12 protein-coding genes are annotated in these 16,907 nt (G+C 52.3%); 5 read left to right on the top strand and 7 right to left on the bottom strand.

Annotated features, from left to right (window positions below; genetic code table 11):
* The first annotated feature begins 5 nt into the window (after nt 1-5).
* Together ACOQPU_RS20130 and ACOQPU_RS20125 are read left to right on the top strand one after the other, a co-directional pair.
* Nucleotides 6-422 carry a GxxExxY protein gene (locus ACOQPU_RS20130; protein WP_420641632.1) on the top strand — a complete coding sequence of 139 codons (417 nt, stop codon included), beginning with the start codon at nt 6-8 and terminating at the stop codon, nt 420-422.
* Between the two features lie 9 nt (nt 423-431).
* Nucleotides 432-677: a hypothetical protein gene (locus ACOQPU_RS20125; protein ID WP_420641631.1), complete on the top strand. Its 246-nt coding sequence runs from the start codon at nt 432-434 to the stop codon at nt 675-677.
* Between the two features lie 47 nt (nt 678-724).
* Here ACOQPU_RS20125 and ACOQPU_RS20120 read toward each other — a convergent pair whose 3' ends face one another.
* The 5 genes from ACOQPU_RS20120 to ACOQPU_RS20100 form a co-directional block, all read right to left on the bottom strand.
* The gene (locus tag ACOQPU_RS20120; RefSeq protein WP_420641630.1) at nt 725-2,146 is read right to left on the bottom strand and encodes a peroxidase family protein; all 1,422 of its coding nucleotides are present in this window, start codon (nt 2,144-2,146) and stop codon (nt 725-727) included.
* A gap of 13 nt (nt 2,147-2,159) precedes the next feature.
* Entirely contained in the window at nt 2,160-3,092 is a 933-nt protein-coding gene (locus ACOQPU_RS20115; RefSeq protein ID WP_420641629.1) for a helix-hairpin-helix domain-containing protein, read from the bottom strand.
* Between the two features lie 212 nt (nt 3,093-3,304).
* Nucleotides 3,305-3,778, bottom strand: a complete 474-nt coding sequence (locus ACOQPU_RS20110) for a hypothetical protein (RefSeq protein ID WP_420641628.1) — start codon at nt 3,776-3,778, stop codon at nt 3,305-3,307.
* Nucleotides 3,779-4,203: 425 nt separating this feature from the next.
* The gene (locus ACOQPU_RS20105; RefSeq protein ID WP_420641627.1) at nt 4,204-5,418 is read right to left on the bottom strand and encodes an AfsR/SARP family transcriptional regulator; all 1,215 of its coding nucleotides are present in this window, start codon (nt 5,416-5,418) and stop codon (nt 4,204-4,206) included.
* Nucleotides 5,419-5,926: 508 nt separating this feature from the next.
* Nucleotides 5,927-6,118, bottom strand: a complete 192-nt coding sequence (locus ACOQPU_RS20100) for a hypothetical protein (RefSeq protein WP_420641626.1) — start codon at nt 6,116-6,118, stop codon at nt 5,927-5,929.
* A gap of 249 nt (nt 6,119-6,367) precedes the next feature.
* Between ACOQPU_RS20100 and ACOQPU_RS20095 the strand changes: the two genes are divergently transcribed.
* Complete coding sequence (locus tag ACOQPU_RS20095; RefSeq protein WP_420641625.1) at nt 6,368-9,271, top strand: BTAD domain-containing putative transcriptional regulator; 2,904 nt, start codon at nt 6,368-6,370, stop codon at nt 9,269-9,271.
* A 51-nt stretch (nt 9,272-9,322) separates the two neighbouring features.
* Here the strand turns inward: ACOQPU_RS20095 and ACOQPU_RS20090 are convergent, their stop codons facing one another.
* Nucleotides 9,323-10,696, bottom strand: coding sequence for a hypothetical protein (locus ACOQPU_RS20090; RefSeq protein ID WP_420641624.1), 1,374 nt, complete (start codon nt 10,694-10,696; stop codon nt 9,323-9,325).
* A gap of 377 nt (nt 10,697-11,073) precedes the next feature.
* On the opposite strand from ACOQPU_RS20090, the gene cutA reads away from it, so the two are divergent.
* Nucleotides 11,074-13,401 (top strand): aerobic carbon-monoxide dehydrogenase large subunit, encoded by a 2,328-nt coding sequence (cutA, locus tag ACOQPU_RS20085; RefSeq protein ID WP_420641623.1) that lies wholly within the window; start codon nt 11,074-11,076, stop codon nt 13,399-13,401.
* On the opposite strand, the gene ACOQPU_RS20080 is transcribed toward cutA, so the two are convergent.
* Nucleotides 13,402-13,557, bottom strand: coding sequence for a hypothetical protein (locus tag ACOQPU_RS20080; protein WP_420641622.1), 156 nt, complete (start codon nt 13,555-13,557; stop codon nt 13,402-13,404).
* 96 nt (nt 13,558-13,653) lie between these two features.
* Between ACOQPU_RS20080 and ACOQPU_RS20075 the strand changes: the two genes are divergently transcribed.
* The gene (locus ACOQPU_RS20075; RefSeq protein ID WP_420641621.1) at nt 13,654-16,872 is read left to right on the top strand and encodes a DUF7594 domain-containing protein; all 3,219 of its coding nucleotides are present in this window, start codon (nt 13,654-13,656) and stop codon (nt 16,870-16,872) included.
* The last annotated feature ends 35 nt before the right edge of the window (nt 16,873-16,907 follow it).

Genomic DNA, 16,907 nt, shown 5'->3' with positions numbered 1-16,907 from the left:
TTGCTATGGGTAAATTGCTTTTTGAGAGTTTGTCGCATGAGGTAATTGGAGCAGCGATGGAGGTTCATCGTACTTTGGGTTACGGTTTTTTAGAGGCCGTTTACGAAAATGCTTTAGCTCATGAGTTGGCACTTCGTAATGTAAAGCTCGAAAGGCAGAAGCAGCTACCAGTTCATTACAAAGGATTGAACGTTGGGCATTATGTAGCAGACATTGTTGTAGAAGATGTCATCATTCTGGAACTAAAAGCATTATCCAAAGGATTGGCAAGAGAACACCATGCTCAAATAATCAACTATCTTGTAGCAACAGGCATTCAAGTCGGTTTATTGTTGAATTTTGGGCGACCATCTTTAGAGTATAAACGTTTCACCAAAACCAGTAATCCAAAAAATCCGCGCAATCCGCGGCAAAAAAAATGAGGAGCTACTATGAAAACACACACAGTTAGCATATCAGAGAAGGCATACCCAGGGGGCTTGCGGTTTTTTGAGTGCCGGGAGTGTGAATACGCATTTGCAGCAGAGGTGAATGAGGCGGGCGTTTTGGAATATGCTACCAAAGTCACCGTGAACTATGGCGACCTGGAAGCGGCACATTCCTACTTTTTCATCCCCGATGACGTACCTACGATCAGTATGTCAGCTGCATATTCGCAAGATGACGGTGAAGCATAGCAAAAAGACCTGACAAGTTTTTGCTACCTTGCCAGGTCTAAGCAGTGTTAATACGGGGAGCCGCCATTCACGTAGACTGGGGTATCTAGCACACCAGCATATTGCAGCAGATCCACCATCGTGAAGTCGCCGTATGACCCCAAAACGGGCTTCCAGTTGGGATGCGAGCGCACAAACGAGAGCCGATCACCCTCTAACAAGCCAATGAGTACTTCAGCGACAATACGGCCGCCTACCGGTCCCAGCCGTTCACCATACTCGCGCACCTGCGCCTCGCGCAAGAGGTAGAACCAGAGCGGCGTTTCCTCGGCAAAGCCCAGGTCACGGACATCGTCTAGCTCATCACGCCCCAGCGGCTCTTCGCCCATGGCGCGGGCGATGGTTTGACCAGACGGTAAGCCGTACGTGCGGCCGCGCACCAGATTCCGCTGTGCCAAGGAGCGAATGTCGTTTTTGCCGGTGAAGAAGGGTAGCTCAAAGAGCGGGCCAGACAGCACAGTGTTGATGCCACGGCTAGGCTGATGCACCCCGTCGCCCGTGTCGAACAGGTACCGCCAATCCACAAAGCGGCGGTCGGCCCGCACGCCAAAGCCAGACAGGTCATCAGGGTCGTCTTTGCCGATTTCGTTAACATCGAACAGGGGAATTTGAGGACGGCCGTTCACCTTAAACACGTCATTCACCTGCAACGCACCCGGCACCTGGGCATGCCCATACCGATACGCTGCTACGGCAAACTCCACAGGGATGAAGGGCTGATGCCGCCAATTGTAAAAACGACGGCCGCTGCTGTAGCTTTTGCCAGTGTAAATGCTTTCCACCAGGTCATGTCCTACCAAAAGCGGCAAGAACTCATGCAAAACAACCCACTGGTAATGCCAACGCACCAGCCGCTGCGCCTCTTCAAAGTCGCGCACATCCTGCAAAATCTGGTTGTGGAACTTCAAAAAGGCGAGGTGGAGCTGGCCAACAACCAGATTTTCATCGTTACGCGGGTCGCCAATGAGCGCGGTACCGATGCTGTTGCGGGGCAAATCGTTGGGCGCGTTCTCATCTAGGAGCATGTAAGGCAAGCCGCGAACCGTGCGGTAAAGATGGGGCGTTGCGTCTGGGTTAGACCCATAGATGCTATCCAGTTCCAGCACTGGCGTGCGGAAATTTTGAATCGCTTCCGGATCATTGCGCTGTTCCAGGCTCGACGTAGTGTCGAGGGTGATGTCGTGGTCGATGAACTGACCGAGAAAGACAAATCCGGCGGGCATAGCGTCGTTGGGCGTGTCGTGGGCGGTGCCAGGGTCCATGGGGCCACCCACCGCACCCAGTTCAATGAGTGCTTCTGGCGGTGGCAAAAAGGGCGGCAGCGACGGGAACAAACGGCCGAATTTGCCCTGATTATAAAATCGGGATTGGGGCGCATTTAAGCCTCGCTGAAACGCCCCGCTTCCGTGTCGAGATCGTATATGACTCATGATTTTTTCTCCTTTAATAAATATGCAGCAAGCCACCCTTGGTATTGGCGGTAATGTCTGGCGTGGAAGGAATCCAAGCAATGGCCATTTCTGCCTCCAGGCGGTACGTGCCAGGGGCACCAATTTGGGTGGGAACGGTGATGGCAACTTTCTTGGCATTGGTGTTGATGGCACCATACGCCGTGCCCACTTTGTGCCGTGCCGTGCCGCCGAGTTGGGCGGCATAGATGGCAGCCTGGTAGTTCAAGGGGGTTTGTTTTTCTAAACTAATTGTTTCCAAATCAAGATAAAGCTGGACGTTAAAAGCGTGCCCGTGCTCTAGCAAAATATTGGGGGTGTTCAACTCAACAGATAATGGTTGGGCGGCGACGCCAGTTTGCAACGGTGTGTCTGCCTCAGGTGATGGGGCAACGGCCGTTTCTGGCTGGTCATCATCAACTGGGGAAACAAACTGCATGGTTAACTCGTCGATGGAGGTGACGGTTTGGGTGGGAACGGCCGTTTGCTCTGCTGCGTCCGTAGCGGTTACAGCTTTGGCCTTTGGCTGGGCAGCAAGGCCAGCCTGCGCAGCAATGAACTGCTTCACCGCTTTGGGCCGCCATCCTGACCATGATTTTTTACTTTCCTCCTGCACATGCACCACGCGGGTGCGCCGCACCGAATTGTCCTCGTCCAGCAGCAGCTCCACCGTGAAGGTGGCATACCGCTGGCCGTCGTCGCCACTCTTTGCCGATAGCAATGCTTCTGCCTGCCCCAGCCAATCTTCCTGCTGAATCCGCTCGGCCGTGAAGCCGGGAAGTAATTCAGCGAGTGCCTGGGGAGAAACGGCCGTTAACTGTGCATACGTATGAATCTCAGCCGCATGCAGCCGCTGTTCCGTTGCTGGTCCAATGCCCTTTATCTGCCGAAAGTCATCTGGTGTTGCGGGGGATGATTTTTGGTTCATTTTTGGCCTCCGGTTGTGTAAACCGTGAAATACGCGGCCCGAAGCCGACAAATTACGGTCTACTGGCAAAAATAAAGGTTCGTTCACCGACAGCTTTGTTCAGGAAACGAACCTCAAGGCTTGACCGTTTTCAACTTTTGAGTTTTGGTAAACGGTCAAGCCCTAAAGCCCTGGCAGCGGACTGCCAGGGCCTTCATACCAACACAGTCAGATTAGTGACCTGCCTGCTTTTTGTCGGTGTAGAATTGCAGAATGGGCAGTTCGCAGAAACCAGCCATCGGGCCAGGACGGTCACAGGGGTCCAAGTAAGTGAGCGCAACCACAGCTTTGTAAGGCGTGGAGCAGTCGGAATCGCGAATGGTGTGGGCCGGTACCTGGATGTCGTAGGTGTATTCGCCATTGCCACAGGGGTCCAGCGGTACGCGAATTTGTTCTTGGTGCGGCAGCGGGAAGCTGAACTCGCGACCACGACCGATGGATTCCAGGAACAGCGTCACACACCAGTTGCCAGCGATACAGGGAACCAAGGCACCTTCCAATTTCCAATCTACCCGCACAGACCAGTTTTGATCAGTACGAATGACATTGTTGGAGGGACGGCCGTTTTCCAAAACCACCGCGTGCATTTCACCTGCCAATGGTGGATATGTTGCTACGGTTACTTCAAATGCAGATTTGTTCGTCATGATAATCTCCTTTTACGACTACAAAAGTTAATAAAAATACTAGGCGCAACCAGTACTGGTACATTGTGAAACAACTTGTTGCCTCATTTTTCTGTTTGGGCGTTTGTTTCAGCAATACCCTCATCTTAATAGTTGCTGTTCAAAGAAGTTTCGTGACTGGGTCATTTATCAACCAAAATTGAAATGAATTTTTGCCAATATCTAACAAATTTGGGCGGGTTCATTTGAGTGTTCAAAAAAAGTTAAAACTTGAAGCGTACAAAATTTGAGATTGTTTGATAGATAGTGGTTAGTGGCTGGTTGCTAGTGGCTGGTGACCTAAACTAGCCGCTAACCACCAGCCACTATGTAAAAAAAATACCCGGCTGCGCAGGTTGGGGGCTGCACAGCCGGGCAAGCAAAAAGGAAGAGAAGAAGAGGCGAAGTCAGGCGGTCAATGGTTCTCCATTGACAATTTGGTTGAACAGTTGGCTGGTGGCTGGCATTGGTTCCACATCCAGCTCCTGGGCCAGCAGTTCAACACAGCGATGGTATTGGCGAATGGCCAGATGTCGCTGCCCCTGATGCAGGTAGGCACGCATCAGTCGGCGGTGAATATCTTCGCGGCAGCTATCACCTTGCAAGATTTTTTTGCAGACAGTGATACATTGTGGGTATTGCTGGGTTGCCCAGTAATGTTGGCTGATCCGGTCTAGCAAATCCAGGTGGGCGTGTTTGATGCGTTCGCGGTGTACCAGCGTCCATTCGTCGTAGATATCTTCGGCTAGAAAGTCACCACTGTACAGCTCATCGGCGGTGGTGTAGGCCTGGACGGCCGTTTCCATGTCGCCTTCTTTTTCTAGCTGCAAGCCGTAGGCGTACTGTTCTTCAAATAGGGTGCTGTCTACCCAAATGTCGAGTTCGTCATTGAAGCTGTAGGTGCCATCCTGGCAGAGAATAAACTGAAAATCAGCATCATCCTGCTGCAATGCCTGGCGTAGCAGATACACCGTTTGGTACATGTTGCGTCGGGCGGCATCGGGCGTTTCGTCGGGCCAAAACTGCTCCATCAGCACGTCATGCCGCACGGGGCGGTGCCGGTTCATGATCATATGTTTGAAGATTGATTTACATTTGTTGCCAGACCAACTGTTGATAAGACGGCCGTTCACAAAGACCCGAAACGGCCCCAGCATGTAAACAGCGATGGACGGCCGTTCAGCACTTTTTTGCGGCTGCGGCCACAAGCTAGGTGCGGGTTGTGACTGCGGTTTAGCAGCAGGTTTAGCCACCGTGCCGTTTGCGGAACTACTGGCCTCTACGGCAGCTGCCGAATTGATGGTGGATGTAAGAAATGCCAACATCTGTTGCTGTAGCTGCTGCTGCCGCTGTAACGATTGGGTCATTGCCTGGCTGTGTAGTTCTACCTGCGACTGGTGCTGGGCGCACGCTTCACAAATTTGGATGGCGGCTTCTAACAATGCTTCTAATCGCGCTTCACCCTTGGCAGAAGCGGCCGTTTGGCGACTGCTCAAAATAGCAATCACCCGCTCATAATCATTGGCAATCAAAAACTCAACAGCATGTTGCCACTCGTTTTTCCAGCCAGGCAATGCAGGCACTGGCGGGCTTTCTTCTTTTGGCGCAAAAACTGGTTTCACAATTTGCTCCTTTGGAAAACTTCCAATACTAAATTGTTGTACTTCCAAATACGAAAGGAACGAATTATGAGCCTGAGCAATACCGGTAACTGTCATCATTTTCTTAGTCAGGACTTACGCAGTGAAGAGTACAAAAGTCTAATTCTCTCTGGAATTAACATCATGAGACCCAAGACTTTTGCAGTCTGGTCAGAGCGAATGGGTAAGTCCTATTAGTGTAAAAATAATCTGGAATGGTAAGGGCAATGTTGGGTTAGGGGTTCATTCCTAGCGTAAAATTCACCGGCACCGTTTGTCAACCTCATAAGCATTCCTTTGAGATTGCCAGCCCGTTTGCTGGGAGGTCATAAACATATTTGCGGGAAAACGGGTCATGCAAAAGCGACACATTTTTATTCTCCTTTGCTGTTGGGGTAGATAGAAGAAAAAGGCGAGCTGCTCATACCATGCAGTTCACCTTCAATAAACGAAACAATTGAAACTTTTCAGGCATTCATCAAAAGCAATCTCAAGGTGCTTCATCACCATCACATTGCTGCTTCAGAAATTGCATCATCTCATCCAGCGAACGAAACCCGTACCGCACCTGCGTGGCTGGGTCTTCCAGCGAAAAACGGAACACTTTGCTGTCGCCGCTATCTGAACGTTCCTGCCATAATTTGAGAATGTAGGTTTGGTAAAAAGGTAAAGAATCAAACATTGAATCAGCTCCCTTGGATATTGAGCAATTTGCCTTATAATTTATGTAAAAGAGGGAAAAATGGCTCTGTTTTTTCAAAAGCCTTCCCGCTTTTACATAAGCAATTCCTCCAAAATTTAGGTGGTAAATACAACAAAATCATATTTCTCGACCGCTAATCTATCGTTGATGATGGTTTTAGGGGCAGCCATCTTCAACACCTCTATCAAGTTCCCTGTTTTAGCTTTCGGCTTCTGTAAGCACCGCACCATGACGACGTTGAATATTTCGGTACTCGGCAAACTACACATTCAACAAGGTGGTCAGCCCCTGCCAGGATTAGTGGCGCGCAAATCACAGGCGTTGCTGTGTTATTTGGCTTTTACCGGGCAGCCGCACTCGCGGCAAGCATTAGCTGGGCTGCTATGGAGCGAGATGGATGAGGAGAAAGCCCGGCGCAATTTGCGGGTTGCTCTCAGCCGCATGAAGGATGAATTGGCAGACCATTTAGTTATCCAGCGACGCACGTTGGCATTTAACAAGGAACGGCCGTACTGGCTAGACGTCACCGAATTTGAAACCACCCTCAAACAAAAAGAACTCTCAATAGATGAACTAAAGCAGGCAACCGACTTATATCGCGGCCCCTTTTTAGACGATTTCAACCTGCGCGACGCCCCGCTTTTTGAAGAGTGGGTACGCTTGCAGCAGGAGCATTATCGACAGCTAGCCCTAGACGGCTTGTACCGACTGTCGGCCATGCAAACGGAAGCACAGCAGTTTAACGCAGGCATCGAAACGCTGAACCGCCTGTTGCAGCTGGAACCGTGGATGGAAGAAGCGCACCGGCAGCTCATGCTGCTGCTGGCAGTAAGCGGGCAGCGGACGGCTGCATTAGCGCAGTACGAAACGTGCGCCGCCCTGCTGGATAAAGAGCTAGGTGTGGAGCCTGCCAGCGAAACCGTCGCACTTTACCAAAAAATACGTGCCGAAGAGCTGGATGATTTGCTGCCTCATCTGGCCATCGTGCCGTCGCCTGCGCCCAAACCATGGCCGCCCCCGTTTCAGGTTCCGGCAAGCATTCCCCATTTTGTTGGCCGGGCTAGCCAGCAGCAAGCCATCGTCCAAACGTTGCAATCAGATGAGGTGACGGCCGTTCAGGCCATCGTCGGCATGGGAGGTGTAGGCAAAAGTACCCTGGCCGCCCAAATTGCCGCCCAGCTACAGGGTCACTTCCCCGATGGCGTGCTGTGGGCCAACGCCGCTACCAGCGAGCCGATGTCGGTTTTGGAAAGCTGGGCACAGCTGTACGGCTATGATTTTTCTGCCGTGGGGGATGTGGAAAGCATGGCGGCGGCGTTCCGCAGTGCGTTGGCCGACAAGCGCGTCCTGCTGGTGCTGGATGATGTGAGAAGTGCGGCACGGATACGGCCGTTGCTACCTTCCGGCCCCAATTGTCGCGTATTGTTAACAATGCGTGATCAGGATTTGGCCAGGGTATTGAATGCTCAGGTTTGGTCCTTGCAAGAGCTGTCGTCGGAGAACGGCCGTTTACTCTTCCGCCGCATTTTGGGTGAGGCGCGGGTCGCCACAGAGCCAGAGGCTGCCGCCGCCATCTGCGATGAGCTAGCCAACCTGCCCTTGGCGGTGGAGATTACCGCCCAGCGGCTCAAATCCCGCCCGCGCCGCAAGCTGGCCGATTGGGCCGCACGACTGCGCGACGAAAAAGAGCGGCTCTCGCTGCTTACCATCAGCGATCGCGAGGTGTGTGCCTCCTTTGCCCTCAGTTGGGAGACGCTAGATCGTGACCTGAAGCGTGTCTTTGCCCTGCTGGGCCTGTTCGCCGGACGCTCTTTCGCGGCCGAAGCGGTGGCCCACATTGCTGAAATGGACGCCTATTTGCTGGAAGACAAGCTGTATGCCCTGGTCGCACTCTCCTTGCTGCGCGAAGAAGGGCAAACGCGCTACCAGCTACATCCCTTGCTGGCCGATTTTGCGCGTGAGCAGTTGAGGGAGGATGTGGAGGGGGAGGTGAACGGCCGTTTCGCCTACTACTATCTGCAATTTGCCCAACAATACCAAACCGACTACGACGCTCTCCGCCCCGAATGGGACAACCTCATGGCCGCCATGGAAGCTGCCCACACTCACCAACTCCACCAAACCGTCATTGATTTTGCCGATGCCTTGAACGACGCCTGGTTTGCACGCGGCCGTTTTACCCAGGCACGGCAGGCCTTTGCCTGGACTTATAAAGCAGCTACAAAACAACAAGATCAGAAGAAATTAGCCGATAACTGGCTACGCTGGGGCTATGCTTGTGCCGAACAAGGTGATTTTGCTAAAGCCAGGGAATCATTTAACTACGCTTTAGCAACATATAAGCAACTTGCAGAACTCCTTGGCGTTGCCAATGCCTACTCTAGCCTGGCGCGAATTGCCCATGATCAATCCCAGTATGATGATGCCAATCACTTTCTTGATCTCAGTTTGCAAATCAGAGAGTCATTGCAGGATGAAACAGGGTTGGCAAAAGATATGGAAGCACGTGCAAGGATTCTGCATCGTCAATGGCAATACGAAGAGGCGCACAAACTAATTCATAAAGTCGTATCTATGCAGCAAAAGGCGAGCAACAAACTGGGCATTGTTCAAGCAGTCCGCTTAATGATTGATGTAGAATTAGCACTTCACAATCAGCAACCACGTTCCCTTCAATCATTAGAAGTATATTGCGATCAAATTTTGGACTTGTGCCATGAACTTCACGACCAAGGCGAATTAGCTGCCGCGCTCTATAGTTTCTCCCGTGTGGAACTAGCTCAGGGTAATTTTGAACAGGCCACTACCAGTGCAACAGAGAGCCTAGCTTTACTAGAGCGAATCGGAGATAGACGCTCACAAGCTATCATTCTTGGCTTTATTGCCAAGCTAAAACAGCAGCAAGAGAATTATGAAGCTGCTATCGCAACCGGAAACGAATGTTTACAGATTTTGGAGAATTTAGGCGATTTAACTGAACTGGCTATCACATATTACAACATTGGTTATTGGCACAATCAGTTGGATCAACGAACTGAGGCAATAGAAGCCTGGCAAAACACATTGGAAATTGCAAAACAAATAGAGCACCAAGGACTCATCAACAAAGTCACACAAAAATTGGGAGCCTAACTTGTAATAGACTAGAAACAGTCCGTGTGCTCTATTTGAATTTATATGATTTTAGTCACAAGTTCCCGAACCCTCGCAAATCGGGCCACGGGTTACCCACCCGCCCGCATGCAAAATTGGAAGCCATTCCGGGTTCCTTTGCGGGTTCCTTAGTTGTTTGCCCAGTGCCACCCAGCCTGGCAATAGCTCATTAAAAGTTTTAGGGTTTAAAGACCCAAGCGTTACTTCTTCCGCAGAATAATTTTGAACCTGGCTAGCAAACTCGTTATACAACGTCTCAACTGAGTTTGCTGTTCGCAAATAAGTTAACCACCATGCATCCTGGGCACTTCTTGGGGGCAATTTATCAGCATTTTTACTGCTCAAAGTCGCGAGAATTTTATCGACCATGATATCGATGGATTTACCTGTCGAGTCTCTGTCTTTGGATGCAGCCCGGGTCGAGACAATCTCATTAACAGGCTTGTTAACACGCTGGTCTTGCTTGTCTCGGAATTTGAGCTCATTATTTTCGGCTCGTTTGTGCCGTTTCCCTTTTCCAGTGGATGTGCCATCCCCATTCCATCTTAAATCGAGGTTACTACCCCAATTATTTCCGAAAAACTCTTTCAAAACCTGAGTATAAATATTGGGTCTTAAAATTGGCACCGGATGTTCACCATCATCTTCAATGAAATCGGCAGGCGTACGACGTAATTGCAAATCCTGAAAGCTCAGAGCAATAACGGGCCCAGCAACAAGACAACCAAACACATCGGCAAAGATTTCTTCTAACCAGTCAAACCAGTCTGTGTTTTTGGACACCGCTTGAGTAAGCACTTGCTGTAAACTACGGCCGTTTACTTCTCCCCGCCAATAAAGATAATGCCCAACTTCATGCGGAATAGCTAAAAAGTCTCTACTCTCCGTGAGAGTAGTGTAAGGAATACCAATTAAGGCAACCGAAGCATAAGGAATCACTCGGATGGACGCACTTTTTTGAAAATAGGTAATAAAGATTGTGTCCCCAAGCTCAAAATCGTTGAACGCCGGTGCCAACGCCAACTTTGCCATCCCATCCGCTTTTTTTAGCGTGTTATAAAGTTTTGGAGATTGAGAAAGGCGTTGATTGGCTGCCTGCTCAATCACTGTCAGATCAAATGATATTTGATCCAAAATAAGAGAATAGACGTATTCTGGGGGATAATCTTTTGATTCTTTGCTTGGATCTACAAACAAATCATGAAAATAATTGAAATGACCTTCTCCAAATGTTTTCAGATGTAATAACAATTCAGATAATTTTGAGACGACTTCATAACGATATTCTCCTGCCGAATTTTGTGAGTCAACAGCCCTTTTCACAGCATCAATTGCTTCAATTAAAGAACTTTTTCGCTTTTGCCATTCAGTAACCACTTCAACCACTTCCGATTCAACTACCATTTGCTTTCCTCCTTGAAAACATATTTCTCTAAACACTGCTTATCAAATCGCTAACTTATTTCTGAAAAGCCTAAAACTGTTCTTTTACTTGGCCTAATTTCCTTACCATTTTACTTTCTCATTCTGGTTATCGATAAACAAGCATAAAAGCAAAGTCTGAAGGGACTCTACCTGATGTAGAGTCCCCTCGTCCCTCCCAAGGACACGGGGCTACCCCCAGCGACTGGATCTGGATAACTTACCAATACGATTTGTTGTTTCCAGTGCTTTGGTGGTAGGTAGTTTACGGCCGTATCGTTACTTTACCGCTAATTTCAATGCCAAAAACCGGATTGCTGGTTAAAATAGACAAAATTCACCCACAATTGGAGGCTCCCATGGCTGGCACACAATTCTTTGGCGAACGAATCAAGCGAAACGAAGACCCCCGCCTGCTTACCGGGCAGGCATTGTTCACCGATGATGTGAACCTGCCAGACATGCTCCATGCCGCCTTTTATCGTAGCCCGTATGCACACGGCCGTATCCAAAGCATAGACACCTCCATGGCCCAAGAAATGGAAGGCGTGGTTGCCGTATACACCGCCGATGATTTAGGCGACTATTGGCAGCCGGGGCCGCTGCTTGTGCCGCCACCGCCTGTCAAAGACATTGTGTTCAACGAGCGTACCCAGGTGCCGCTGGCCAAAGACAAAGTGCGCTTTGTCGGCGAACCGATCGCCATGGTCGTCGCCGAGAGCCGCTACATTGCCGAAGACGCCACCGACCTCATCTTTGCCGACATCGAGCCGCTGGATGCCGTGGTGGATTTGGCCGCTGCGCTTGAGCCAGACTCTGCGCTGGTGCATGAAGACGTCGGCAACAACATCTCTGCCCACGTAGTGCAGCAAAAAGGAAGCTATGAAGCTGCCAAAGCAAAGGCCGACCACATCATCCAGCGCGAGTTTGAGTACGACCACGGTATCGCCGCCGCCATGGAAAACCGGGGCGTGGTGGCGCAGTGGGACCGCCGCGCCCAGCGGCTGACGATGTGGGACACGACCCAAGCCCCGGTCTTTGTGCGCAACGGCATGGCCGCGCTGCTCGGGCTCTCAGAAAATCAGGTGCGCGTCATCGCCCCCTTCATCGGCGGCGGCTTTGGCCCCAAAATCATGATGTTTTACCAGGAAGAAGTGCTGGTTCCCTGGGCGGCGATGAAGCTGGATCGTCCGGTCAAATGGATTGAAGATCGCTCTGAGAACTTTGTAGCCACCACGCACGAACGTAACCAAACCCACACGGTTGAAGCGGCGTTCAGCAAAGACGGCCGTCTCCTCGGCGTCCATGATGTTTTTCTGCACGATCAGGGTGCCTACGCTCCCTACGGCCTCACCGTGCCCCTGAACAGCCAATGCACCCTGCTGGGGCCGTACGACATCGAGAACTATTATTCGGAATTTACGGCCGTCTTCACCACCAAAACCATCGTCACTCCCTACCGGGGCGCAGGGCGGCAGCATGGCGTCTTTGTCGTGGAGCGACTGCTAGACATCGCCGCCCGCGAACTGGGCATAGACAAAGCCGAAATCCGCCGCCGCAACTTCATCCCGCCCGAAAAATTCCCCTATAACAACGAAATCATCTTCCAGGACTTTGCCCCGCTCAAATACGACAGCGGCAACTACGAACCCGCCCTCGACAAAGCGTTGCAAATGATTGGCTACGATGACTTTTACCAAAACATCCAGCCGCAAGCCCGTGCCGAAGGGCGACTGTTGGGTCTGGGATTGGTTGCTTATGTTGAGGGAACAGGCATTGGCCCTTACGAGGGGGCGCGGGTGCAGGTGACCAGCAGCGGCCGCGTCAGCGTCGCAACCGGCATCGGTACGCAAGGGCAAGGTCACTTCACCAGCTTTGCCCAAATCGTCGCCGATCAGGTGGGTGTGGACGTGACTGATGTGGATTTGGTGACGGGCGATACCGACCAGTTCCACTGGGGTGCAGGCACCTTTGCCAGCCGGGGCGCGGTCGTGGCGGGCAGTGCCATTAACGAAGCCGCCCGCGACGTGCGCCAAAAAATCCTGAAGCTGGCCAGCGACCTGCTGGAAGTGGCCGAGGACGATTTGGAACTGGGCGATGGCAAAGTGCAGGTCAAAGGCGTGCCGGACCGCGCCATCCCGCTGGGTGACCTGGCGCAGCAGGCCAACCCGATGCGCGGAGCAGTGAAGCCCGGCACCGAACCCGGCCTGGAAGCCACCAACTACTTTGGCCCGGAGTATGGCGCTACTGCCAGCGGCATCCACGCCATGATTGTGGAAGTAGATCCCGACACGATGGACGTGCAAATTTTGCGCTACGTGGTGGTGCATGACTGCGGCGAGGTGATCAATCCGCTTATTTTGGATGGGCAAATTCAGGGGGGCGTGGCCCAGGGCATCGGCAACGCTTTTTACGAGCAAATCATTTACAACGAGCAGGGGCAACTCCTCACTGGCTCTTTTATGGATTACCTGTTGCCCACCTCGCTAGACGTGCCCAACGTAGAAATTGACCATGAAACCACCCCCTCGCCGCTCAATCCGCTGGGGATCAAAGGCGCAGGCGAGGCGGGTGCCATTCCCACCGGGCCGCTCTTTGCTCAGGCGGTGGAAGATGCGCTCAACCACCAAATCGAAATCCGCGAAATCCCCCTCAGCCCCAGCAAGCTATGGGAGCTGATGCAGTAGTTAGTAAACGCACAAACTATTTTGAAGCTGGTCATGAAGGTGGCCAGCTTTTTTTACGGCCGTTTCCACCCGCACGCCCAAATTTTTATAAAAAATTTGCACTTTGACCCTCCTTTCGCCTAAAATGGGCGACACATCGCTGCCAAGTTGATTCATACAACGTGCAATCCTTGCTAGAGTCGTACTAGATCAACCCAATTGAATACTTTTCTGCCCGTCGTTCCTTGTTGCGTGGGGGAGCGAGGAGATCTTTTGAACAAACAACGTACCCCTTCCCGTTCCGTCACGAAAGTGAGCAGGTTCCGCTGGATGGCTGGCGTATTGTTGCTGCTCGTAACGGCCGTCCTCTTCACCGTCTCATTCAAACAAGTCCGCGCCCTTTCATTCACCGCCACAGAGCTACTCGGTCGCCCTACCGATCGCTCTGTTCTCATCAACATTCTTGCCGATCAGCCACTGGAGATGTTTTTGGAATATGGCACAATTTCTGGCAATCTGACTCAGCAGACAGGGAGCATCTTCTCCACAGCCAACGTACCAGCCGAGCTGGAAATAACTGGACTTCAGCCAAACACCCGTTACTACTATCGCCTTATGTACCGTGAATTGAGCAGCGGTAGCTTTGTCCCCCGCCCCGAAGGTACCTTCCATACCCAACGTGCGGCTGGCGAAATCTTCACCTTCAATATTCAGGCAGATTCTCACCTGGGACAGCCGGTGCTGGGCGACCAAACCATGTATTTTCAAACGTTGGTCAACCAAACGCTGGATCAGCCAGACTTCTTGATCGACCTGGGCGACTTTGTCCGGGTTGGCCCCTCACAATCTAGCATTGTCAGCGGCTATCTGCAGCAGCGGCAGGCACTCGGGCTGCTGAATGGTTCAGTACCAGTGTTCATGGCCCTGAGCAACGTGGAAAATGAAGAAGGCTGGTTTCGTGACGGCACGCCAAACAATCAGGCTGTAATGGGAACCAACGTACGAAAACTGTACATACCCAACCCCGTCCCCAATCATTTTTACAGTGGCGATACCGACAACTGGAGTAGTGAAGGCATCTCCGGCGATGGCCTGCGCGAAAGCTACTTTGCTTTTGAATGGGGGGACGCGCTATTTATGGTGCTAGACCCGTTCTGGCACACTACCTCCAAACCGCACGACAACGACGGCGGCTCTGATCTAGGTCAGGGGAGTGGCGACGGCTGGGATTGGACATTGGGCGACAATCAATATTTTTGGTTGAGAGATACGCTGGAGCAAAGCAACGCCACCTATAAATTTGTCTTTTCGCACCACAGCACCAGCGGCCCGCCGGATGAGCTGTTTCCGCGCGGCGGCGTGGAGGCAGCCCATTACTTTGAGTGGGGCGGCAACAATGCCAACGGCAGCTATGGGTTTAACGTGAGACGGCCGTCCTGGCCCATGCCGGTTCACGATTTGATGGTGGCCAACGGCGTAGACGTCTTTTTCCACGGTCACGACCATCTGTTTGCCTACGAGGAGCTGGACGGCATCGTTTACCAGCTGGTGCCACAGCCATCTGATCCCAGCTACGGTACAGGCTGGCTGGAGGATGGTAACTATTATAACAATGCCGATCTGGTGAATAACTCGGGCCATCTGCGCGTTACCGTAGGACCAAGCAGTACCACAATTGAGTACGTACGCGCCTTTTTGAACGGGGAAACGCAGGGTGGCTATAGCAATTTGGACATCGCGTACAGCTACACCATCCAAGGAAACCAGGGCAACATTCCCCCAACAGCCAACAATGATAACGCCAGTGTCCCCACGGGCGGCTCTGTGCAAATTAACGTTCTGGCCAACGACAGTGATGCCAACCAGGACAGTTTGCAAGTTACGGCCGTTACCCAAGGCAGCAGCGGCAGCGTCACGCATAACGGTAGCACTGTCACCTATAACCACAACGGTTCCGCCACCACCTCAGACAGCTTCACCTACACCATCAGCGACGGCAACGGCGGCAGTGATACGGCCAGCGTCTTTATGACCATCAACAATCCAGGCAGTACCGCCACGCCAACGGCCGTTCCACCTACAGCCACGCCCAACCCCGGCGGCGATCTCACCTTCATCGCCGTGGCGGATGCGGCAGCGGTGAGCAATCGGCCTGGCAACATTTTTGGCGGCACGGGTATTTTGGCGACGGACGCTTTGCCGACAATCAACAGCTATTTACGCTTCGATGTTCAGGGGGCAAGCAACGTCAGTAGTGCCACCTTACGGCTTTTTGCCGGAACCAGCAGCAGTATCGGGCTAGACGTGGCGGCCGTGAGCGACAGCAATTGGCAAGAAAGTATGCTCACTTACAACAACGCTCCCACACCCGGCGCACAAATTGGCAGCGCAACGCCCGTTTCTGCTGGCAGTTGGGTAGAAATTGATGTGACCAGCTATGTTATCGGAGATGGCCTGTACAGCTTCATGATTAGCTCCGCCGACACCAATAGACTCACCTTTGACAGCCGCGAAGCAGCCAATCCACCGCAGTTGGTCATTGTCGCCACCGCAGGACCAACAGCCACGCCCAGCAGCACACCGACAGCGACCAATACAGCCGTTCCCACCAGCACCCCGTCCCCAACCAACACGGCCACACCTGGTCCCACAGCCACAGCAACCAACACCCTGCCTACCGCTACGCCGACAAATACGGCCGTTCCCACCGCCACCAGCACCTCACCGCCATCAGGTAGTGAGATTATCTACCTCAGTGCCACCGGCAGCGGCACGGCGGGCAGCGTCTCTTTCTCATCAGAAGACATTATTGCCTACGACACCAGTACCGGCGTCTGGTCAATGCACTTCGATGGCTCCGATATGGGCATCGGCCTCAATAATTTGGACAGCTTTCTGCTGCAAGATGATGGCTCTATCCTCATGAGCTTCATGCGTGCCCAAACCATCGGCACATTAGCCGATGTGGATGATTCCGATATTGTCCGCTTTGTGCCCACCAGCCTAGGCGAAACCACCGCAGGCAGCTTTGAATGGTTTTTGGATGGCTCCGATGTGGGCTTAACCTCGGCGGGGGAAGATGTGGATGCAATTGGCTGGACAGCAGACGGCCGTTTGCTCATCAGCATCAAAGGTAATGGCAGTATAGGTACGATCACCGCCTCTGATCAGCAGCTTTTGGTGCTAGATAACGCCACCTTTGGCGAAAGTAGCAGCGGCGACTGGTCCATTTACTTCAACGGCAGCACCGCCGACCTCAGCGCAAGCAGTGAAGACATTACCGGAGGCTGGCAAGACGCCGCCGCTGCCGACATCTACCTGACCAGCAGTGGAGCCTTCACCGCTGGCACCATCAGCGGCGACGCCAACGACATCTTCGTTTGCACGCCAATTGAGCTAGGCAGCAATACTTCATGCAGCTATTCGCTTTTCTGGGACGCCGCCGCCGCCGGATTCAGCAGCAGCATCGATGGATTGACCATCACTCGTTAACAAGCAGCCAAAGCGGGAGGGGGTTACCAGCTTCC

Origin of the sequence: Candidatus Leptofilum sp. (assembly GCF_965223285.1) — a bacterium.
Lineage (GTDB): Bacteria > Chloroflexota > Anaerolineae > Promineifilales > Promineifilaceae > Leptofilum.
This window is presented reverse-complemented; position numbering and strand designations above follow the sequence as displayed.

Bases quoted from the DNA above. Each gene is read 5' to 3' on its own strand.
- ACOQPU_RS20095 (WP_420641625.1), top strand. From the start codon at position 6,368: ATGACGACGTTGAATATTTCGGTACTCGGCAAACTACACATTCAACAA.
- ACOQPU_RS20120 (WP_420641630.1), bottom strand. From the start codon at position 2,146: ATGAGTCATATACGATCTCGACACGGAAGCGGGGCGTTTCAGCGAGGC.
- ACOQPU_RS20125 (WP_420641631.1), top strand. From the start codon at position 432: ATGAAAACACACACAGTTAGCATATCAGAGAAGGCATACCCAGGGGGC.
- ACOQPU_RS20110 (WP_420641628.1), bottom strand. From the start codon at position 3,778: ATGACGAACAAATCTGCATTTGAAGTAACCGTAGCAACATATCCACCA.
- cutA (WP_420641623.1), top strand. From the start codon at position 11,074: ATGGCTGGCACACAATTCTTTGGCGAACGAATCAAGCGAAACGAAGAC.
- ACOQPU_RS20130 (WP_420641632.1), top strand. From the start codon at position 6: ATGGGTAAATTGCTTTTTGAGAGTTTGTCGCATGAGGTAATTGGAGCA.
- ACOQPU_RS20100 (WP_420641626.1), bottom strand. From the start codon at position 6,118: ATGTTTGATTCTTTACCTTTTTACCAAACCTACATTCTCAAATTATGG.
- ACOQPU_RS20090 (WP_420641624.1), bottom strand. From the start codon at position 10,696: ATGGTAGTTGAATCGGAAGTGGTTGAAGTGGTTACTGAATGGCAAAAG.
- ACOQPU_RS20080 (WP_420641622.1), bottom strand. From the start codon at position 13,557: ATGAATCAACTTGGCAGCGATGTGTCGCCCATTTTAGGCGAAAGGAGG.
- ACOQPU_RS20115 (WP_420641629.1), bottom strand. From the start codon at position 3,092: ATGAACCAAAAATCATCCCCCGCAACACCAGATGACTTTCGGCAGATA.